Origin of the sequence: Streptomyces sp. NRRL S-920, assembly GCF_000717945.1 — a bacterium.
Taxonomy (GTDB): domain Bacteria; phylum Actinomycetota; class Actinomycetes; order Streptomycetales; family Streptomycetaceae; genus Streptomyces; species Streptomyces alboniger.
In genome coordinates this window covers 35,048-55,521 of sequence record NZ_JODF01000033.1, presented here as the reverse complement: position 1 = coordinate 55,521, position 20,474 = coordinate 35,048, and the positions used below count along the sequence as shown (strand labels likewise).

The 20,474-nt window shown below is 73.7% G+C and carries 16 protein-coding genes; 12 read left to right on the top strand and 4 right to left on the bottom strand.

Annotated elements, in window-relative coordinates:
* Window positions 1-27 precede the first annotated feature (27 nt).
* The 10 genes from IG54_RS0123315 (at window position 28) to IG54_RS0123270 (ending at window position 13,785) form a co-directional block, all read left to right on the top strand.
* Window positions 28-2,841: an FAD-binding and (Fe-S)-binding domain-containing protein gene (locus tag IG54_RS0123315; RefSeq protein WP_030787742.1), complete on the top strand. Its 2,814-nt coding sequence runs from the start codon at window positions 28-30 to the stop codon at window positions 2,839-2,841.
* A 124-nt stretch (window positions 2,842-2,965) separates the two neighbouring features.
* Window positions 2,966-3,985 carry an EamA family transporter gene (locus IG54_RS0123310; RefSeq protein ID WP_234336312.1) on the top strand — a complete coding sequence of 340 codons (1,020 nt, stop codon included), beginning with the start codon at window positions 2,966-2,968 and terminating at the stop codon, window positions 3,983-3,985.
* Window positions 3,986-4,167: 182 nt separating this feature from the next.
* Complete coding sequence (locus IG54_RS0123305; RefSeq protein WP_030787738.1) at window positions 4,168-4,902, top strand: FG-GAP repeat domain-containing protein; 735 nt, start codon at window positions 4,168-4,170, stop codon at window positions 4,900-4,902.
* A 224-nt stretch (window positions 4,903-5,126) separates the two neighbouring features.
* Window positions 5,127-5,927 carry a TIGR03084 family metal-binding protein gene (locus tag IG54_RS0123300; protein ID WP_030787736.1) on the top strand — a complete coding sequence of 267 codons (801 nt, stop codon included), beginning with the start codon at window positions 5,127-5,129 and terminating at the stop codon, window positions 5,925-5,927.
* A gap of 50 nt (window positions 5,928-5,977) precedes the next feature.
* Window positions 5,978-7,708 carry an acyclic terpene utilization AtuA family protein gene (locus IG54_RS0123295; protein ID WP_051819823.1) on the top strand — a complete coding sequence of 577 codons (1,731 nt, stop codon included), beginning with the start codon at window positions 5,978-5,980 and terminating at the stop codon, window positions 7,706-7,708.
* The gene (locus IG54_RS0123290; RefSeq protein ID WP_030787730.1) at window positions 7,705-9,303 is read left to right on the top strand and encodes an acyl-CoA carboxylase subunit beta; all 1,599 of its coding nucleotides are present in this window, start codon (window positions 7,705-7,707) and stop codon (window positions 9,301-9,303) included. The genes IG54_RS0123295 and IG54_RS0123290 overlap by 4 nt, the downstream gene beginning before the upstream one ends.
* A gap of 10 nt (window positions 9,304-9,313) precedes the next feature.
* Complete coding sequence (locus IG54_RS0123285) at window positions 9,314-11,191, top strand: acetyl/propionyl/methylcrotonyl-CoA carboxylase subunit alpha (protein WP_030787727.1); 1,878 nt, start codon at window positions 9,314-9,316, stop codon at window positions 11,189-11,191.
* Entirely contained in the window at window positions 11,188-12,441 is a 1,254-nt protein-coding gene (locus tag IG54_RS0123280) for an acyl-CoA dehydrogenase family protein (RefSeq protein ID WP_078594394.1), read from the top strand. The genes IG54_RS0123285 and IG54_RS0123280 overlap by 4 nt, the downstream gene beginning before the upstream one ends.
* Before the next feature lie 13 nt (window positions 12,442-12,454).
* Window positions 12,455-13,189, top strand: coding sequence for an enoyl-CoA hydratase family protein (locus IG54_RS0123275; RefSeq protein WP_030787722.1), 735 nt, complete (start codon window positions 12,455-12,457; stop codon window positions 13,187-13,189).
* Window positions 13,177-13,785 (top strand): TetR/AcrR family transcriptional regulator, encoded by a 609-nt coding sequence (locus tag IG54_RS0123270; RefSeq protein WP_030787721.1) that lies wholly within the window; start codon window positions 13,177-13,179, stop codon window positions 13,783-13,785. Before IG54_RS0123275 ends, IG54_RS0123270 begins: the two co-directional genes overlap by 13 nt.
* A gap of 47 nt (window positions 13,786-13,832) precedes the next feature.
* Here the strand turns inward: IG54_RS0123270 and IG54_RS0123265 are convergent, their stop codons facing one another.
* Window positions 13,833-14,933, bottom strand: a complete 1,101-nt coding sequence (locus IG54_RS0123265) for a citrate synthase 2 (protein ID WP_030787720.1) — start codon at window positions 14,931-14,933, stop codon at window positions 13,833-13,835.
* A gap of 167 nt (window positions 14,934-15,100) precedes the next feature.
* Here IG54_RS0123265 and pdxH point away from each other — a divergent pair, with 167 nt between their 5' ends.
* Window positions 15,101-15,805: a pyridoxamine 5'-phosphate oxidase gene (gene pdxH, locus IG54_RS0123260; RefSeq protein WP_420712273.1), complete on the top strand. Its 705-nt coding sequence runs from the start codon at window positions 15,101-15,103 to the stop codon at window positions 15,803-15,805.
* A 92-nt stretch (window positions 15,806-15,897) separates the two neighbouring features.
* Here the strand turns inward: pdxH and IG54_RS0123255 are convergent, their stop codons facing one another.
* Together IG54_RS0123255 and IG54_RS0123250 are read right to left on the bottom strand one after the other, a co-directional pair.
* Window positions 15,898-16,761 (bottom strand): alpha/beta fold hydrolase, encoded by an 864-nt coding sequence (locus tag IG54_RS0123255; RefSeq protein WP_030787717.1) that lies wholly within the window; start codon window positions 16,759-16,761, stop codon window positions 15,898-15,900.
* A 551-nt stretch (window positions 16,762-17,312) separates the two neighbouring features.
* Complete coding sequence (locus IG54_RS0123250; RefSeq protein ID WP_030787715.1) at window positions 17,313-18,005, bottom strand: metal-dependent transcriptional regulator; 693 nt, start codon at window positions 18,003-18,005, stop codon at window positions 17,313-17,315.
* A gap of 150 nt (window positions 18,006-18,155) precedes the next feature.
* Here IG54_RS0123250 and IG54_RS0123245 point away from each other — a divergent pair, with 150 nt between their 5' ends.
* Window positions 18,156-18,920, top strand: a complete 765-nt coding sequence (locus IG54_RS0123245; protein ID WP_030787712.1) for an SIS domain-containing protein — start codon at window positions 18,156-18,158, stop codon at window positions 18,918-18,920.
* A gap of 71 nt (window positions 18,921-18,991) precedes the next feature.
* Here IG54_RS0123245 and IG54_RS0123240 read toward each other — a convergent pair whose 3' ends face one another.
* On the bottom strand, window positions 18,992-20,365 hold the full coding sequence (locus tag IG54_RS0123240; RefSeq protein WP_030787709.1) for a PAS domain-containing protein: 1,374 nt from the start codon (window positions 20,363-20,365) through the stop codon (window positions 18,992-18,994).
* Window positions 20,366-20,474 lie beyond the last annotated feature (109 nt).

Below are 20,474 nucleotides of genomic sequence, written 5' to 3'. Positions count from 1 at the left end.
TCCCGGGGCGAGGGCATCCTGGACCGTATGAGCGACCTCGACGGCGACTTCGGCGGCCTGGAGCGGGACCTGCGCGCGGCCGTGCGCGGCGCGGTGGACCTCTCCGTCACCGCACGGGCCCTGCACACCATGGACGCCTCCAACTACCGCCGCGTACCGGCCGCCGTCGTGGCCCCGCGCGACGCCGACGACGTGCGGGCGGCACTCGAAGTCTGCCGGGAGCGTTCCGTTCCGGTCGTGGCGCGCGGCGCGGGCACCTCGATCGCCGGGCAGGCGACGGGCACCGGCGTCGTCCTCGACTTCACCCGGCACATGAACCGCGTCGTCTCCCTCGACCCCGAGGCGCGTACCGCCGTGGTCCAGCCGGGGGTCGTCCTGGACGACCTGCGGGCCGCGGCGGCCCCGCACGGCCTGACCTTCGGCCCCGACCCCTCCACGCACAGCCGCTGCACGCTCGGCGGCATGATCGGCAACAACTCGTGCGGCGCGCACTCGGTGGCCTGGGGGACGACGGCCGACAACGTCCGGAGCCTGACGGTCGTCAGGTCCCAGGGCGACACCCTCCGCATCGGCCGGGGCTGGGACGGCGCCCCCGCCGGCCTCCGCGCCCTGGTGGAGGGCGACCTGGCCCTCCTGCGCACCGGCTTCCCCGACCTGCCGCGCCGCATCTCGGGATACGCCCTGGACGCGCTGCTCCCGGAGCGCGGCGCGGACCTGGCCCGCGCGTTCTGCGGCTCGGAGGGCACGCTCGGCGTCGTCACCGAGGCGGCCGTACGGCTCGTGGAGGCGCCCCGCGCGCGGGCGCTCGCCGTCCTCGGGTACGCCGACGAGAGCGCGGCGGCCGAGGCGGCGGCGGGCCTGCTGCCGCACGGCCCGCTGACCGTGGAGGGCATGGCCGCCGACCTCGTACGCGACGCCCCGCAGAAGAGCGCCCTGCCCAAGGGCGGCGCCTGGCTGTTCGTGGAGACCGGCGGCGCGAGCCCGGCCGAGGCACGCGCGCGTGCCGAGACGATCGTGCGCGCCGCCGACGTACTGGACGCCGTGGTCGTCGACGACCCGGCACGGCAGCGGGCGCTGTGGCGCGTGCGGGAGGACGCCAGCGGCACGGCTACCCGAATGCCCGATGGCAGCGAGGCCTGGCCGGGCTGGGAGGACTGCGCGGTGCCGCCCGCCCGTCTCGGCGCCTATCTGCGGGACTTCAGGGCACTGCTCGCCGAGCACGGCCTGCGCGGCACGCCGTACGGGCACTTCGGGGACGGCTGCATCCACGTACGCATCGACTTCGATCTGCTCAGCACCGAGGGCGTGGCCCGCTTCCGCCGCTTCTCCGAGGAGCTGGCCGACGTGGTCGTCGCGCACGGCGGGTCGCTCTCGGGTGAGCACGGGGACGGGCAGGCCCGCGCGGAGCTGCTGCCGAAGATGTACGGGCCCGGACTCGTCCGGCTCTTCGAGCGCGTGAAGGACGTCTGGGACCCGGCGGGCCTGCTCAACCCGGGCATGCTGGTGCGCCCCGCGCCCCTCGACGAGGGCCTGCGGTTCGCGCCCCTGCCGCGCGAGCCCGTCGACGTCGCCTTCGGCTACCCGCACGACGGCGGGGACTTCTCGGCCGCCGTCAGGCGGTGCGTGGGCGTCGCCAAATGCCGTACGGCGACGGCGGCCTCGCCCACTGACGTCATGTGCCCCTCCTTCCGGGCGACCGGCGAGGAGGAGCACTCCACGCGCGGCCGGGCGCGGCTGCTGCACGAGATGCTCGCGGGCGAGGTGGTCACGGACGGCTGGCGCTCCACGGAGGTCAGGGACGCGCTCGATCTCTGCCTGTCCTGCAAGGGATGCCGGTCGGACTGCCCGGTGGGCGTCGACATGGCCACGTACAAGGCGGAGTTCCTCCACCACCACTACGAAGGCCGCCGCAGACCCGCGGCCCACTACGCGATGGGATGGCTGCCGCGCTGGCTGCGCGCCGTGGCCCTCACGCGCACGGCTCCCCTCGTCAACGCCCTCGCCCGGATCGGGCCGCTGGCGGCGCTCGGCAAGCGGCTCGGCGGGATCGCACCGGAGCGCTCGATCCCGGCGGTCGCGCCTAGGCCCCTGCGGCAGTGGTGGCACGGGCGGCCGAAGCGGCATGGGCCGCCCCAGGTAGTGCTGTGGCCCGACACCTTCACCGACCACCTCTCGCCCTCCGTGGGCCGGGCGGCGGTACGGGTCCTTGAGGCGGCCGGGCTCACGGTCGCGCTGCCGCCGAAGGGGGTGTGCTGCGGACTGACGTACGTCTCCACGGGCCAGCTCGACCGCGCCCGCGCGGTGCTGCGCGCCACGCTGGACCGCCTCGGCCCGCTCCTCGCGGCGGGGGCGCCGGTCGTCGTCCTGGAGCCGAGCTGCGCGGCCGCCCTCAAGACCGACCTCGCCGAACTCCTGGGCGACGACCCGCGCGCCCACCGCCTCGCCGCGTCGGTCCGCACCTTCGCGCAGGCACTCGAAGAGCTGACCCCCGACTGGCGTCCCCCGCACATCGGCCGCCCGGTCGCCGGCCAGACGCACTGCCACCAGCACGCGGTCCTGGGCGACGAGGCGGAGCGGCGGCTGCGTACGAAGGCGGGTCTTGAGGGCGAGCTGAGCGGCGGCTGCTGCGGACTCGCGGGCAACTTCGGTTTCGAACGGGGCCATTACGAGGTGTCGGTGGCCTGCGCCGAGGAACAGTTGCTGCCCTCGGTGCGGCAGGCGCCGGGCGAGGCGGTGGTCCTCGCGGACGGCTACTCCTGCCGGACGCAGCTGGGGCAGCTCGCGGGGGTGCGGGGGCGGCATCTGGCGGAGGTCCTCGCGGAGGCGCTGGACGCGGTTTAGGCGGACCTGGGTTGCGTACAGGAGCGAAAGCGCTCCACAATCCTGTCCTGGTCCATTACCTTGGACGGTGAAGTCTAGAACACTGGACTTTCATGAGTGGCGGCAACAGCAGGAAGGCTCAGGCGTGAACGTCTCGCGCAGCGATCAGGCGGCACCGGCCGCGGCCGTGGTGGCCCAGCAGCCGGAAGTCGCCGGTGCGGCGACGACCGCCGAGGCCACGCGGGACGCCGGGACCGCCGAGACCGGGCAGGACGGTCAGGCCGCTCGCGGCCTCCGCGCCCGGCTCGGGCCCGTCGGGCTCGTCCTCGCGGGCGGCATATCCGTGCAGTTCGGCGGCGCGGTCGCGGTGAGCGTGATGCCGCGGGCCGGGGCGCTCGGCATCGTGACGCTGCGGCTCGCCTTCGCCGCGCTCGTGCTGCTCGCCGTGTGCCGGCCGAAACTGCGCGGGCACTCGCGCGCCGACTGGGGCACGGTCGTCGCCTTCGGCGTGGCCATGGCCGGGATGAACGGCCTCTTCTACCAGTCCGTCGCCCGCATCCCCATGGGCCCCGCCGTCACCCTCGAAGTCCTCGGGCCGCTCGCGCTCTCCGTCATCGCCTCGCGCCGCGCGGTCAACCTGATCTGGGCCGGGCTCGCGCTCGGCGGCGTGTTCCTGCTCGGCGGAGGGGGCGGGCTCAGCGGCCTCGACCCGGTCGGCGTCGCCTACGCGCTGGGCGCGGGCGCGATGTGGGCGACGTACATCGTCTTCAGCGCGCGCACCGGGCGGCGCTTCCCGCAGGCGGACGGCCTCGCCCTCGCGATGGTGGTCGCGGCGGTGCTGTTCCTGCCGCTCGGGATCGTCGAGTCGGGCTCGAAGCTGGTCGAGCCCGGCACGCTGGCGCTGGGCGCGGTCGTCGCGGTCATGTCGTCCGTGCTGCCGTACACCCTCGAACTCCTCGCGCTGCGCCGCCTTCCCGCGCACACCTTCGCCATCCTGATGAGCCTGGAACCGGCCATCGCCTCCATCGCCGGATTCCTCGTCCTGAGCCAGGCCCTGACCGTGGCCGAGGCGCTGGCGATCTCCCTGGTCATCGCGGCGAGCATGGGCGCGGTGCGGACGCAGGTGGGGCGGGGGAAGGCGCGCCCGGCACGCGACAGCGTCTGAACGGGGCGGTGCGCGTCCCGCTGCCGCGTTCCAGGCGGCTTGCGTTTCCCCTGGTCAGGACGTGTTGCCGCGTTCCAGCGTCCCGTATTGCCGGACTTTCGTGGCTTCTGGGACGGATTACCCCGCAGGGTCGAGCTGTGTCCGCACCACGGCACAACAGCAGCGACCTGAGGAGTCCCTCCATGCTTCGCAAGCGTTCACGTCTGATCGCCGCGCCGATCGCGGCCGCCGCCCTGACGCTGACCGTCGCCGGGTACCAGGCCAGCGCGTCCGGCGCGTCCGGCGCGTCCGGCACGGCGGCCGCGGCGCCGGCCCCGTGCCTGGCCGGTGCCACGACGCTGGTCGGCGACCTCGACGGTGACGGCCGCCCGGACAAGATCTCGAACCCCGGGCACACCGGGACCAGGATGACCGTCCAGTGGGGCGCCGCGGACGGCTCGTTCGGCACCAAGCACTCCGTCGGCAAGCTGCTCGGCGCCAAGCCGGGCGAGGTCGCGACCGCCGCGGTCGCCGACTTCCAGAAGGACGGCACCCTGGACATGGTCGTCAACATCGTCGAGCCGTCCGGCGTCGACGACCCGGCGACGGCCCGCGTCGCCGACTACCGTCCGGGCCCGCTCAAGCGCGCGAACCTCGGCTCCGCCCGCACCCGCCACCTCGACATCGGCGACAGCCGCGAGGTCAAGCAGCTCCGGATCGCCCACTACGGCGACGACGCGTACCCGGACCTCGCGATCCTCAACAACGCCGGTGACGGGGTGTGGGACCGGGAGGTCCGCCTGACGAAGCCCGGCAGCGGGCCGGGGCGCTACGACTCCGGCCAGCAGTACACGTACGGCGAGCACGGCACCCCGGCGGAGCCGCCGGCGATGCCCAGCGACGGCTGGAAGCGGTTCTACCAGGCCTGCACCGCCTGAGCCGGTGCCCGAGCGACCGACGGCGGCCTGCGGGCCGCCGTCCCGCCGCACGCACGCCCCGCCCCATGCGCGCCGCACCCCCGCCCCATGCGCGCCGCACCCCCGCCACATGCACGCCGCACCCCCAGCCGGATGCCCGCCAAAATTAATGCAAGCACGCTTGCTTGTTTCTGTGCGTGCTGCCATGCTCCCTGGCTAACCGCCCGCCCCGAGGGGAGCGTTCCGTGTCCGATGCCCTGTCCGTGCTGGACGATCTGCGCAGCGAGAGCGAGGAACTCGACCGGCTCGTAGCGGAGTTGGCGCCGGAGCGCTGGGCGCTCGCGACCCCCGCGCCCGGCTGGACCGTCGCCCACCAGATCGCGCATCTCGCCTGGACCGACCGGGCCGCGCTGCTCGCCGCCACCGACCCGGGGGCGTTCGCCGCCGAGGTGGAGAGGGCGGCCGCGGCGCCGGGCTCGTTCGTGGACGAGGGCGCCGAGGAGGGGGCCGCGCTGGCGCCCGCCGAGCTGCTCGCGGGCTGGCGGTCGGGCCGCGACCGGCTGTGGCGGGCGCTGAGCCAGGCCCCGGCCAAAACCCGCCTGCCCTGGTACGGGCCGCCCATGGCCGTGCCCTCCATGGCCACCGCGCGGCTCATGGAGACGTGGGCGCACGGCCAGGACGTGGCGGACGCGCTCGGCGTGCCGCGGACACCGACCGACCGGCTGCGGCACGTGGCGCGGATCGGCGTACGGACGCGGGACTTCGCCTTCGCCGTTCGGGGGCTCGCCGCGCCGGGCGAGGAATTCCGGGTCGAGCTGACGTCGCCCGTGACGGGGGAGGTGTGGACGTACGGCCCCCAGGAAGCCCGCCAGCGGGTCACGGGCCCCGCGCTCGACTTCTGCCTCCTGGTCACCCGGCGCGCCCACCGCACCGACCTCGCCCTGCGGGCGAAGGGCCCCGACGCGGACCGCTGGCTGTCCATCGCCCAGGCCTTCGCGGGGCCCCCGGGCGCGGGGCGCGAGCCGCGTGCGGGAGCGGGGCGGTGAGGCCGCCGAGTGGGAGCGGGGCGGTGAGGCCGCCGAGTGGGAGCGGGGCGGTGAGGCCGCCGAGTGGGAGCGGGGCGGGTGGGGCGGCGGTCCCGCCTCTGCGCATAGGCAACGCCTCCGGCTTCTACGGCGACCGGTTCAGCGCCATGCGGGAGATGCTGACCGGCGGGGAACTCGACGTGCTCACCGGGGACTACCTCGCCGAGCTGACCCTGCTCATCCTCGGCCGCGACCGGCTGAAGGACCCCTCCCGCGGGTATGCCAAGACCTTCCTGCGGCAGTTGGAGGACTGTCTCGGGATCGCCCACGAGCGGGGCGTGAAGGTCGTCGCCAACGCCGGGGGGCTCAACCCGGCCGGCCTCGCCGCCGCCGTACGGGAGCTGGCCGCGCGGCTCGGCGTCCCCGTGCGGGTCGCGCACGTCGAGGGCGACGACCTCGGGGAGCGCTTCCCCGGGGCGCTCACCGCCCACGCCTACCTCGGCGGCGGCGGGATCGCCGCCTGCCTGAGCGCGGGGGCCGACGTGGTCGTCACCGGGCGGGTGACCGACGCCGCCCTCGTCAGCGGGAGCGCCGCCGCCCACTTCGGGTGGGGCCCCACGGAGTACGACCGGCTCGCCGGCGCCGTCACCGCCGGGCACGTCCTGGAGTGCGGCACGCAGGCCACCGGCGGCAACTACGCCTTCTTCGCCGAGCACGGCCCCACGTCCGTACGCCACCCCGGCTTCCCGCTCGCCGAGATCCACCAGGACGGCTCCGCCGTCATCACCAAGCACGACGGCACCGGCGGCTTCGTCGACGTCGGCACGGTCACCGCGCAACTCCTGTACGAGACCCAGGGCGCCCGGTACGCGGGCCCGGACGTCACCGTCCGGCTCGACACGGCCACCCTCACCCAGGAGGGGCCCGACCGCGTACGCGTCGACTCGGTGCGCGGCGAGGCGCCTCCGCCCGCCCTGAAGGTCGGCCTGACCCGGCTCGGCGGCTTCCGCAACGAGGTCGTTTTCGTGCTCACGGGACTGGACGTCGAGGCCAAGGCCGCGCTCGTCCGCACGCAGATCGAGGACGCCCTCGGCCGCGCCGAGTCCCGCCCCGCCGAGCTGCGCTGGGAGCTGGCCCGCACCGACCGCGCCGACGCCGCCACCGAGGAGACCGCCTCCGCCCTGCTGCGGCTCGTCGCGCGCGACCCCGACGCCGACGCGGTGGGCCGCGCCCTCAGCGGCGCCGCCGTCGAACTCGCCCTCGGCAGCTACCCCGGCTTCCACGTGACCGCGCCCCCCGGCAAGGGCGCCCCCTACGGCGTCTTCGAGGCGGCGTACGTGGACCGCTCCGGCGTCGCGCACGTGGCCGTCCTCCCGGACGGGGAGCGGCGCCCCGTCCCGTCCGGCGCCGGCACCCTCGTACTGGAGGACGTGCCGCCGCCACCGCTGCCCGAGCCCCTCCCGCCCGGACCCACCCGGCGCGCTCCCCTCGGCCTCGTCGCCGGGGCCCGCAGCGGGGACAAGGGCGGGGACGCCAACGTCGGCGTGTGGGCGCGCACCGACGACGCCTGGCGGTGGCTCGCCCACGCGCTGACCGTGGAGCGGTTCCGGGAACTGCTCCCGGAGTGCGCCGACTTGACCGTCGTACGCCATGACCTGCCGAATCTGCGCGCCCTCAACTTCGTCGTCGAGGGGCTGCTCGGCGAGGGCGTCGCCGCGCGGGCCCGCTTCGACCCGCAGGCCAAGGGCCTCGGCGAGTGGCTGCGCGCCCGCCACCTGGACATACCGGAGGTACTGCTGTGACCGTCCTCGCCTCCGCGCTCGACCCCGCGAGCGCCGAGTACGCCGAGCACCGCGCGGCCATGCTGGAGAAGCTGACCGCGCTCGGCACCGAGCAGGCCAAGGCGCTGGAGGGCGGCGGCGAGAAATACGTACGGCGCCACCGTGAGCGCGGCAAGCTGCTCGTCCGCGAGCGCATCGAGCTGCTCCTCGACCCGGACACGCCGTTCCTCGAGCTGTCCCCGCTGGCCGCCTGGGGCAGCGACTACCCCGTCGGCGCCTCCATGGTCACCGGCATCGGCGTCGTCGAGGGCGTCGAGTGCCTGATCACCGCCAACGACCCGACGGTCAGGGGCGGCGCCTCCAACCCCTGGACGTTGAAGAAGGCGTTCCGGGCGCATGAGATCGGGCACGCCAACCGGCTGCCGTCCATCCACCTCGTGGAGTCGGGCGGCGCCGATCTGCCGTCCCAGAAGGAGATCTTCATCCCGGGCGGCGCCCTCTTCAAGCACCTCACCCAGTCCTCGGCGGCCGGCGTCCCGACCATCGCGGTGGTCTTCGGGAACTCCACGGCCGGCGGCGCGTACGTGCCCGGCATGAGCGACCACGTGATCATGGTCAAGGAGCGGGCGAAGGTCTTCCTCGGCGGGCCGCCCCTGGTGAGGATGGCGACCGGCGAGGAGAGCGACGACGAGTCGCTCGGCGGCGCCGAGATGCACGCCCGCACCTCCGGTCTCGCCGACTACCTCGCCGAGGACGAGCGGGACGCGCTGCGCCGGGCCCGCAGGGTCGTCGCCCGCCTCAACTGGCGCAAGGCGTACGCCGATCCGGGACCAGCCGAACCCCCCAAGTACGACCAGGAGGAACTCCTCGGCGTCGTGCCCGGCGACCTGAAGCAGCCCTTCGACCCGCGCGAGGTCATCGCCCGCATCGTCGACGGCTCCGACTTCGACGAGTTCAAGCCGCTGTACGGGGCCTCGCTGGTCACCGGATGGGCCGGTCTGCACGGCTACCCGGTCGGCATCCTCGCCAACGCGCGGGGCGTGCTGTTCAGCGAGGAGTCCCAGAAGGCCGCCCAGTTCATCCAGCTCGCGAACCAGCGCGACATCCCGCTGCTCTTCCTGCACAACACCACCGGCTACATGGTCGGCAAGGAGTACGAGCAGGGCGGCATCATCAAGCACGGCGCCATGATGATCAACGCGGTCAGCAACTCGCGGGTGCCGCACCTGTCCGTCCTGATGGGCGCCTCGTACGGCGCCGGGCACTACGGCATGTGCGGGCGCGCCTACGACCCCCGCTTCCTCTTCGCCTGGCCGAGCGCCAAGTCGGCCGTCATGGGCCCGCAACAGCTCGCCGGGGTCCTGTCGATCGTCGCCCGCGCGTCGGCCGCCGCGAAGGGCCAGCCTTACGACGATGAGGCCGACGCGGGCCTGCGCGCCATGGTCGAGCAGCAGATCGAGGCGGAGTCGCTGCCGATGTTCCTCTCCGGGCGGCTCTACGACGACGGCGTCATCGACCCGCGCGACACCCGCACCGTCCTCGGCCTGTGCCTGTCCGTGATCCACACCGCCCCGTTCGAAGGCGCGCGCGGCGGCTTCGGCGTCTTCCGGATGTGAGGCAGTGACGATGATCGAGTCAGTACTCGTGGCCAACCGCGGTGAGATCGCCTGCCGCGTCTTCCGCACCTGCCGGGACCTCGGCATCGCCACGGTCACCGTGTACTCCGACGCCGACGCGGACGCCCTGCACGTGCGGGAGGCCGACGCGGCGGTGCGGCTGCCCGGCGCCGCGCCCTTCGAGACGTATCTGCGCGGCGACCTCGTCGTGAAGGCCGCGCAGGCCGCGGGCGCCGACGCGGTCCACCCCGGCTACGGCTTCCTCTCCGAGAACGCGGACTTCGCGCGTGCCGTCCTGGAGGCGGGCCTCATCTGGATCGGCCCGCCGCCCGCGGCGATCGAGGCGATGGCGTCCAAGACGCGCGCCAAGGAACTGATGGGCGTCGAACCGCTCGGCGAGGTCACGGAGGCCGACCTCCCCGTCCTGGTGAAGGCGGCCGCGGGCGGTGGCGGGCGCGGCATGCGCGTCGTACGCGACCTGGCCGAGCTGGCGGGGGAGCTGGCGGCGGCGCGGGCCGAGGCCGCGAGCGCCTTCGGGGACGGCGAGGTGTTCGTCGAGCCGTTCATCGAGGGCGGGCGCCACGTCGAGGTGCAGATCATGGCCGACGCGCACGGCACGGTGTGGACGCTCGGCACCCGCGACTGCACCCTCCAGCGCAGACACCAGAAGGTCATCGAGGAGTCCCCGGCGCCCGGACTCGCCCCGGACCTGGTCGCCGAGCTGCACGCGCGGGCGGTGCGGGCGGCGCGCGTGACCGAGTACCGGGGCGCGGGCACGGTCGAGTTCCTGGTCGCGGACGGCCGGGCGCACTTCCTGGAGATGAACACCCGCCTCCAGGTCGAACACCCCGTCACCGAGGCCGTGTTCGGCCTCGACCTGGTGGCGCTCCAGATCCGGATCGCCGAGGGCCACGCCCTGGAGAAGGAACCGCCGCCCGCGCGCGGGCACGCCGTCGAGGCCCGCCTGTACGCCGAGGACCCGGCGGCCGGCTGGGCCCCGCAGACCGGCACCCTGCACCGCCTGGAGGTGCCGGGCGTCCGCCTCGACACCGGCTGCGCGGACGGCGCCACGATCGGCGTCCACTACGACCCGATGCTCGCCAAGGCCATCGCGTACGCCCCCACCCGCGAACAGGCCGTCCGCAAGCTGGCGGGCGCCCTGGAGCGGGCCGTCATCCACGGCCCCGTCACCAACCGCGACCTGCTCGTACGCTCCCTGCGGCACCCCGAGTTCACCGGGGCCCGCATGGACACCGGCTTCTACGACCGGTACGCGGCCGACCTCGCGGCCGCCGCACCCGACCCGCACGCCCCGCTGGCCGCCGCCCTCGCCGACGCCCACGGCCGCTCCCGGTTCGGCGGCTGGCGCAACCTCCGCTCGCAGCCCCACCGCAAGCGCTACCGCACCGAGCCCGACGGCACCGAGCACGAGGTCCGCTACGACCACACCCGGGACGGCCTGAGCGCCGAGGGAGTCCGGGTCATCGGCGTGACCCCGACGCTCGTCGAACTGGAGGCCGACGGCGTACGCAGGAAGTACACCGTCACGCGGTACGGCGAGCGCGTGCACGTCACCACGCCCCGCGGCGACACCGCCCTCACCGCGCTGCCCCTGCTCCCCGAGCCCGCCGCCCGCCGCGCACCGGGCTCCCTGCTCGCCCCGATGCCCGGCACCGTCGTACGCGTCGCCGAAGGGCTCGCCGAGGGCGTGCCGGTCGCGGCCGGGCAGCCCCTCGTCTGGCTGGAGGCCATGAAGATGGAGCACCGCGTCTGCGCTCCCGGCCCCGGCACGCTCACCGCGCTGCACGCCGTACCCGGCCGCCAGGTCGAGGTCGGCGCGCTGCTCGCCGTCGTCCAGGCCGCCGTCGAACCGGAGGAATCCGCATGAGCACCGCTCGCAGCACGGCCCGCGCTACCGCTCGCAGTGCCCCCCGCGGCACCGCTCTCGCACCACTCGAAACTGACGAGCACCAGGATCTGCGGGCCGCCGTCGCCGCCCTCGGCAAGCGCTACGGCCGCGACTACATGACCCGCGTCGTCGCGGAGGGCGGCCATCCCGACGAGCTGTGGGCGGACGCGGCACGGCTCGGCTACCTCGGCGTCAACCTCCCCGAGGAGTACGGCGGCGGAGGCGGGGGAATCACCGAACTCGCCATTGTTCTGGAGGAGTTGGGTGCGGCGGGCTCTCCGCTCCTGATGATGGTCGTCTCGCCCGCGATCTGCGGCACCGTCATCGCCCGCTTCGGCACCGAGGAGCAGAAGCGGGCCTGGCTGCCCGGCCTCGCCGACGGCTCCCGCACCATGGCCTTCGGCATCACCGAGCCGGACGCGGGCTCCAACTCCCACCGCATCACCACTACGGCCCGCCGCGACCCCGACTCCGGCGACTGGCTGCTGACCGGCCGCAAGGTGTTCATCTCCGGCGTCGACATCGCCGACGCCACCCTCATCGTCGGCCGCACGTCGGACGCTCGTACCGGCAGCCTCAAACCGTGCCTGTTCATCGTCCCGCGCGACACCCCGGGCTTCGAACGGCGGCAGATCGCCATGGAACTCCAGGCGGCCGAGAAGCAGTTCGAGCTGACGCTCGATGACGTACGGCTGCCGGCCGGCGCGCTCGTAGGTGGGGGCCCCTCCCACGCTTTCGGCAGTGGGGGAGAGGACGCGGGACTGCTCCAGCTCTTCGCGGGGCTGAACCCCGAGCGGATCATGACGGCCGCCTTCTCGCTCGGCATGGCCCGCTACGCCCTGCACCGCGCCACCGAGTACGCCGGGGAGCGCACCGTCTGGAAGACACCCATCGGCGCCCACCAGGCCATCGCCCACCCCCTCGCCCAGTGCCACATCGAGATCGAACTGGCCCGCCTGATGACACAGAAGGCCGCCAGGCTCTACGACGAGGGCGACGACATGGCCGCGGGCGAGGCCGCCAACATGGCGAAACTGGCCGCCGCCGACGCCTGCGTGAAGACCGTCGACCAGGCCGTCCACACCCTCGGCGGCAACGGCCTCACCAAGGAGTTCGGCCTCGCCTCGCTCATCGTCGCCTCACGCGTGGCGCGGATCGCCCCCGTCAGCAGGGAGATGATCCTCAACTACGTCTCCCACCGGACCCTCGGCCTGCCCAAGTCGTACTGAGGAGACCTCCCGCATGAGCCTGTCCGTCTCCTCACCCGAGCGCGGCATCACCACCGTCACCCTGGACGCCCCCGAGCGCCGCAACGCACTCTCGGCGGCCCTGGTGGGCGCCCTCGCCGAGGCGCTCCACGACCTCGGCGAGGACCCCGGCACCCGCGCGGTCCTCCTCGCGCACACGGGAACGGCGTTCTGCTCGGGCGCCGACCTGAGGGAGCCGCCCGACCCCGCCGCGTTCGTGGCGCTGCTGCGCCGGATCGTGGAGCTGCCGAAGCCGGTCCTCGCTCGGGTGGACGGGCATGTGCGGGCGGGCGGTCTCGGGCTGCTCGGCGCGTGCGATCTGGCGGTCGCGGGACCCGGCTCGTCGTTCGCGCTCACGGAGGTACGCGTCGGGGTCGCGCCCGCGGTGATCTCGCTGCCGCTCCTGCCCCGCCTCGATCCGGGCGCCGCCGCCCGCTACTGCCTCACCGGGGAGCGTTTCGACGGGGCGGAGGCGGCGCGGATCGGCCTGGTCACGGCGTACGCACCCGACGTGGACGCGGGTCTCGCGCCGATGCTCGACGGGCTGCGGCGGGCGGCGCCCGGCGCCCTGGCCGAGACGAAGAAGCTGCTCACGGCTAGGGTGCTCGACGCATTCGACGACCATTCGGACGCCTGTACCGCTCTGTCCGCGCGGCTCTTCGGTTCCACCGAGGCACGGGACGGGACGGAGGCGTTCCTCGCACGACGGGAGCCCCCATGGGTGCTGTGACCACCGCCGACCGGGCGCCCAAGCAGGACCGCAGCCGCGCGACCCGGCTGCGGCTCCTGGAGGCCGCGGTGTCCTGCCTCGCCGAGCGCGGCTGGGCGGGCTCGACGGTCTCGGTGGTCGCCGAGCGGGCGGGCGTCTCGCGGGGCGCGGCGCAGCACCACTTCCCGACCCGGGAGGACCTGTTCACCGCCGCCGTCGAGTACGTCGCCGAACAGCGCTCCACGGCCCTGCGCGCCCTGCCCGCACAGGACCGTGCCTCGGTGGTCGCCGCCCTGGTCGACCTCTACACCGGCCCGCTCTTCCGCGCGGCGCTCCATCTGTGGGTGGCCGCGTCCAACGAGCCGCAGCTGGGCTCGCGCGTCACGGAACTGGAATCCCGCGTCGGCCGCGAGACGCACCGCATCGCGGTGGAACTCCTCGACGCCGACGAGTCCCGCCCCGGCGTCCGCGAGACCATCCAGGGCCTGCTGGACATGGCCAGGGGCCTCGGCCTCGCGAACCTCCTCACGGACGACGGAGCACGGCGGGAGCGGGTGGTGGCGCAGTGGACGGTGCTGGTGGAGGGCGCGCTGAAATCCAGCCCCTCCGGCGCTTGAGGAGCGGGGTCCGGGGCGGAGCCCCGAGGCATCAGCACCAGCGGGCGTCAGCCCGAGATGTCCCCGAACCCCTCGATCTCCCGCGGGCTACGGGAGCCGGGCCCCACATACCGGGCCGAGGGCCGGACCAGCCGCCCCGTCCGCTTCTGCTCAAGAATGTGCGCCGACCACCCGGCGGTCCTCGCACAGGTGAACATCGACGTGAACATGTGCGCCGGCACCTCGGCGAAGTCGAGGACGATCGCCGCCCAGAACTCCACGTTGGTGGCGAGGACCCGGTCGGGCCGACGGGCGTGCAGCTCGTCGAGGGCCGCCTTCTCCAGCGCCTCCGCGACCTCGAAGCGGGGCGCGCCCAGCTCACGGGCGGTGCGGCGCAGCACCCGCGCCCGGGGGTCCTCCGCCCGGTACACCCGGTGGCCGAAGCCCATCAGCCGCTCGCCCTTGTCCAGCGCCTGCTTCACGTACGCCACCGCGTCACCCGTGCGCTCGATCTCCTCGATCATGCCGAGGACGCGGGAGGGCGCACCGCCGTGCAGCGGGCCGGACATCGCGCCGACGGCCCCGCTCAGCGCCGCCGCGACGTCCGCGCCGGTGGAGGCGATGACGCGGGCGGTGAACGTGGAGGCGTTCATGCCGTGCTCGGCGGCCGAGGTCCAGTACGCGTCGACGGCCTGGACGTGCTTGGGGTCCGGCTCGCCGCGCCAGCGCTTCATGAAGCGCTCCACGACCGTGTCGGCCTTGTCGATCTCCCGCTGCGGGACCATCGGCAGGCCCTGGCCGCGGGCCGACTGGGCGACGTAGGACAGGGCCATGACGGCGGCGCGAGCCAGGTCCTCGCGGGCCCGCTCCTCGCTGATGTCGAGCAGCGGACGCAGGCCCCACACGGGGGCGAGCATCGCGAGCGCGGACTGGACGTCCACGCGGATGTCCCCGGAGTGCACCGGGATCGGGAAGGGCTCGGCGGGCGGCAGACCGGGGTTGAACGCGCCGTCGACGAGCAGGCCCCACACATTTCCGAAGGAGACGTGGCCGACCAGGTCCTCGATATCGACGCCGCGGTAGCGAAGCGCGCCGCCTTCCTTGTCCGGTTCGGCGATCTCCGTCTCGAACGCGACGACTCCTTCAAGACCGGGTACGAAGTCGGACATCAGGCGGCTCCTCGTGATGGGTTCGACATGAGGGTTATCGAGAGGGCGGGGCTGCGATGCGGCAGCAGGGACGATATCCCCTGGTGCCACCTTTGGCGATGGGATACGGCACTCAGTGCCACACGTCACCTCTCCGTGGCGGAGTACGCCCACCGGCTCCGTTACGTATACGGCAAGATGATCGGGTGACCGACTCCAGTGCCTCTCTTTCCGAACCGTTCCCCGAACCGGCCGTGATGCGCGAGCAGTACGTCACCGAGGGGCTCGAAGAGGCGGGGCTGCCCACCGACCCCATGGAACAGTTCGCGCTCTGGTTCAAGGAGGCGGCGACCGCCACGGGCGCAGTGCACGAGCCGAACGCCATGGTCGTCTCCACCGTCGACGCCGAGGGCAGGCCCAGCTCCCGCACCGTACTCCTGAAGGGCTTCGACGAGCGGGGCTTCGTCTTCTTCACCAACTACGACTCCCGCAAGGCCCACGAGCTGGCCGCCAACGCGCACGTCTCCCTGCTCTTCCCCTGGCACCCCATGGCCCGCCAGGTCATCGTCTCCGGCACCGCGGAGCGCGTCGCGCGCGAGGAGACGGTCGCCTACTTCCGCACCCGCCCGCACGGCTCCCAGCTCGGCGCCTGGGCCAGCGCCCAGTCGTCCGTCCTCACCTCGCGGGCCGAACTGGACCGCGCGTACGCCGACTTGGCGGCCCGCTACCCCGAGGGCGAACAGGTCCCCGTCCCCCCGAACTGGGGCGGCTTCCGCGTGACCCCGCGCGAGGTGGAGTTCTGGCAGGGCCGCAGAAACCGCCTCCACGACCGCCTGCGCTACGTCCGCACCCCGGCCGAGCGCGGCTGGCGGCTGGACCGCCTGAGCCCGTGACGCCCAGGCCCCTGGTGTCCAGCCCGTCCGGCGTTTGAGGTCGAGTAGGCCGAAGGCCACGACAGACGGCACGGCAACCCGGGGCGCCGCGCCTATCCCGCGAGGACCCTGTCCAGAAACGGCTCGACCGCCGTACGCCACTCGCTGGGCTGGTCGTAGTGGACGAGGTGCCCCGCGTCGGCCACCTCCGCGTACTCCCCCCGGGGCAGTACGCGGACCATCTCCTGGGACTCGGCCCGGCCCAGCTCGCCGTCCAGGCCGCGCACGACGAGCGCGGGGCAGCGGACCTGGATCAACTCCTCCCAGTGCGCGTCGTGCACCCACGTCTCGCGGGACTTGAGCATCTGGGCGCGGTCGAACACGGGCCGCCAGCCGTCCGGGCCCTCGGCCATCACCTCGGCGAAGAACTCGCCCCGCGCGGGGTTGGGCCGCTCCACCCAGGGATCGTCCTCGCCGAACCACTTGCGTACGTCGGCGAGGGTCGCGAACGGCACCGGCCACGACTTGAACCAGTGCTCCCACTCGCGCTGCGAGGCCGCGCCGAGCGCGGAGGCCCGCATGTCGCAGATGACCAGGCCCCGGACGAGGTCGGGCCGGCGCGCGGCCAGCTGCCAGGCGGTGAGCGCTCCCATGGAGTGCCCGATGAGGACGGCGGGCGCGAGGCCGAGCTGCACCAGGGCGGCCTCGGCGTCCTCCACGTAGGCCTCGCGGGTGTAGGGGCCCTCCGGGGGCTTCTCGCTCTGCCCGTGGCCGCGCTGGTCGAGGGCGACCGCGCGGTGCCGCTCGGAGAGCCAGCGGGCGGTGCCCGCCCAGTGCGAGGCGCGGCCCATCAGGCCGTGCAGCAGGAGCACCCCGCCCTGCGACCCCTCGGCCTCCCTCAGCTTGGGAGGATCGGCGAACTCCCAGGCGGCGAGGCGTACGCCACCCGCGCCCGTCACGTCGATGCGCCGCACCATGTTTCCTGGCACCCCCCTTGATTCCGCTCGGGATCCACGCCTGGTCCTGCCCCACACCCCCGCACGCTATCGAACTCCCTTTCGAAAGCGGCGGAATTGCCGGTAACACCCCTCGTTCGGGTGACCACGCTCAAGGATTGACCGGCGTGGCCGAGGGGAGATCTTCATCGGGAGGCGGGCCGCTCGGGGACATCGGCCCGTGGGGGACGACCCTGGGAGCTCGGGGCTCCGGGTCAGCACAGGGGAGGACAGGTCCCGGCGCCTTCGGGCGCCGGGACCCTCACGTGCAAGCTCACCAGACGGGCACATCCTCCCGCCCCCTCTCCGGCCGCGCGGCCAGACCCGGCGCCGACACGGTCAAGAGCCCTCAAGTCATATGCCTCTCGCGACAGCCTCGCACGCGAAACGCTCGCGCGCTGCGGTTCCGCACACTGAATCTTGGATTCCGCAAGATCTGCCGGAGATCTTGAAACCTTGTCAACTATCCCGCTAGTAGCGGAAGTTGACGCCGTGTCCGCATGCGGTGATGGCACGCTCGAAAGCCGGTGCCCTCAGCGCTTGGCGACGAAGACGTGTGAGGCGATCTCCGAGGACAGCTCGGCGGCCTCGCCGCTGCTGCCCACGAGCACGCCGCCCGGCGACTCCGTCACGCTCACCACCGAGCCCGGCTGCACACCGGCCCGCCGCAGCGTGTACATCAGCTGGGCGTCCGTCTGGATCGGCTCGCCGATGCGGCGCACGACGACCGTCTTGCCCTCGGTGCCCGGGTCCAGCTCCGTCAGGGAGACCATGCCCTCGTCCAGGAACGGGTCCGCGCCGTCCTTCTCGCCCAGCTCCTCGAGCCCCGGAATGGGGTTGCCGTACGGAGACTCGGTGGGGTGACGCAGCAGTTCGAGGACGCGGCGCTCCACGGCCTCGCTCATCACGTGCTCCCAGCGGCACGCCTCGGCGTGCACCTGCTCCCATTCGAGCCCGATCACGTCGACGAGCAGGCACTCCGCCAGGCGGTGCTTGCGCATCACACGGGTGGCCAGGCGGCGGCCCTCCTCGGTGAGCTCCAGGTGGCGGTCGCTGGCGACCGCCACCAGGCCGTCGCGCTCCATCCGCGCCACGGTCTGGCTCACCGTCGGTCCGCTCTGGTCGAGCCGCTCGGCGATCCGGGCGCGCATGGGGACCACACCTTCCTCCTCCAATTCGAGGATGGTGCGCAAATACATCTCAGTGGTGTCAATCAGCCCCGACATGGGTGCCCCTCAGAATTCGCTCGTGCGCTGGCCCTGCCCTCAATTCTGACGCATACCACTGACAACCGTGCCGCGCCGTGGGAAAACCCGCCGCGGGACGTCCGGAGACCGTGTTGACAGGGCGCTGGTCCAGACCGCAACGTGATGCGAATGAGCTCCAAGAGCGAGAGCAAGCTGGCCGGTCAGTATTTCGACGCCGCCATCGACCTGCTCCAGCGGGTCCGCGACGAGGAGTCCGGAACCATCGCGGAGGCCGGCACGCTGCTCGCCGACGCGGTCGCGTCCGGCGGGCGCCTGTTCGCCTTCGGCGCCGGGCACTCCTCGCTCGCCGCGCAGGACGTCGTCTACCGCGCGGGCGGCCTCGCCCTGATGAACCTCCTCGCCGTGCCGGGCGTGGTCGGCGTCGACGTGATGCCCGCGACGCTGGGCTCCGCCCTGGAGCGCGTCGACGGCCTCGCGGGCGCCGTGCTCGACTCCTCCCCGGCCCGCCCCGGCGACGTACTCGTGATCATCTCGCTGTCGGGGCGCAACTCCCTGCCGGTGGAGATGGCGATGAACGCCCGCGCGCTCGGCCTGAAGGTCATCGGCGTGACCTCGGTGGCGTACGCGACGGAGACCCGCTCGCGGCACGTCTCCGGGACCTTCCTCAAGGACCACTGCGACGTCGTGGTCGACTCCAAGATCGCGGTGGGGGACGCGGAGCTTTCCCTCGACGGGGTCGACGCGCCGTTCGGTCCCGCGTCCAGCGTGGTCACCAACGCGCTCATGCAGGCGATGGTCGCCACCGCCGTGGAGAAGCTGGCCTCGCGGGGTGTCCAGCCGCCGCTGCTCCGTTCGGGGAACGTGGACGGCGGCCACGACTGGAACGGCCGCGTCTTCCAGGAGTACGGGGACCGCATCTTCTACCGGCATTGAGCCCGCTCCGTCGGGTGCGGGTCCTGGGTGGCTGGGCGCGCAGTTCCCCGCGCCCCTTCGGGGCGCCTCCTTCAGCCCCCCAGGCCCCCGGCCAGATCAAGCGAGGCCGCGACCCTCGCCGCGACGCTCTCCGCGTACACCGCGTCCGCCCGCTCGAACTGGCCCCGCCCCGCCCCTCGTAGAAACGTCACCACGCCCAGCGTCCGCCCCCGGCTGCGCAGCACCGCGCACAAGGCGTGCACGGAGTCCTCCGGCCACTGCCGGGCGCTCGCCCACGCGCGGGACCGCTCCGCCGAGGCCGCTCCCGCGGTGGCCCGGACCGACCCCGCCCGCTCCACGCACTGCGGCGCCGGATGCCCCTCGGGGTAGCGCACCGGGATGCCCGCCATGGTCACCGGAAGGCACGGCCCCGGCGGTCCCGCGGGCGTCGCCGCGATCCGCACCAGCCGCACCGGCTCCTCACCCGCCAGCAGATCCACCAGCGCGTGATCGGCGAACCCGGCGAGCGCGAAGTCGAGCTGGACGGTGGCCGCCTCCATGGGGTCCTCGCACTCGGCGGCGGCCCGCGCCGCACGGTGCAGCTGCTGGGAGCGGAAGCGCAGCTGCGAGGCCTCCTGCTCCGTGAGCTTCGCCTCCGTCACGTCCTGGAAGAGCCAGCCGACGCCCAGCGGCACCGGCTCCTCCGCCAGCGGCGAGGCCAGCCGCAGAAAGCCGCTGCGCCAGCACCGCCGCTCGAAACCGTCTTCCTCGCCGCCCCCGGCCCGCACCGACACCCACAGCTCGGCGGGCGCGGGCGGCGCCCCCTCGGCGAGCACATGGGCCAGCGCGCTCTCCAGCTCCTCGACGCCCTGCCCGAGCAGATCGGCGAGGGGCCGCCCGAGGACCGCCGTACGCCCCACGCCCAGGGCGCGGGCCGCGTGTTCGTTCACCACGGCGGGCCGCAGATCCGCGTCGACGAGCACCACGCCCCAGGTGGCGTTCTCGAAGAGCGCCTCGCTCAGGGCGATGGACCGCTCCAGGTCTATCTGCGCGTGGACCTCGCTGAAGGCGCAGTACACCCCCGCGGGCTTGCCGTCCCCGCCGCGTACGGACGCGGACTGCATCCGTACGAGGACCCGCCCGCCGTCCTTGGTCACCAGCGCGAACTCGTGCACCTGCCGCCCCGGCGCGTCCATCGCGGACAGCAGCCGCCCCTCGACCTCCCCGGCGTCGGCGGGCCGCACGGCCCACCCGGTCAGGCCCCGCCGCCCGACGGCCTCCGCCGCAGACCAGCCGAGAACCCGCTCCGCCTCGCGGTTCCAGTGCGTCACCACACCGTCGGCGTCGAACGCGCACAGCGCCGCGTCCATCCCGTCCAGCAACGCCGCGAGCAGCTCCGCCCCGCCGGGCTCGGGCTCTTCAGGGCCCAGTTCGTCAGTAGTTCCGCTCTGCCGCGCAGCACTCACCCCGAACCCCCTACAGACCGTGTCCTCAGATCATTCAACTCGAACGTGACACAGCCCACAGCGGATTCCCGGAAGTCGGAGGGATTTGGCGGTGCACGGAAATTGGGTT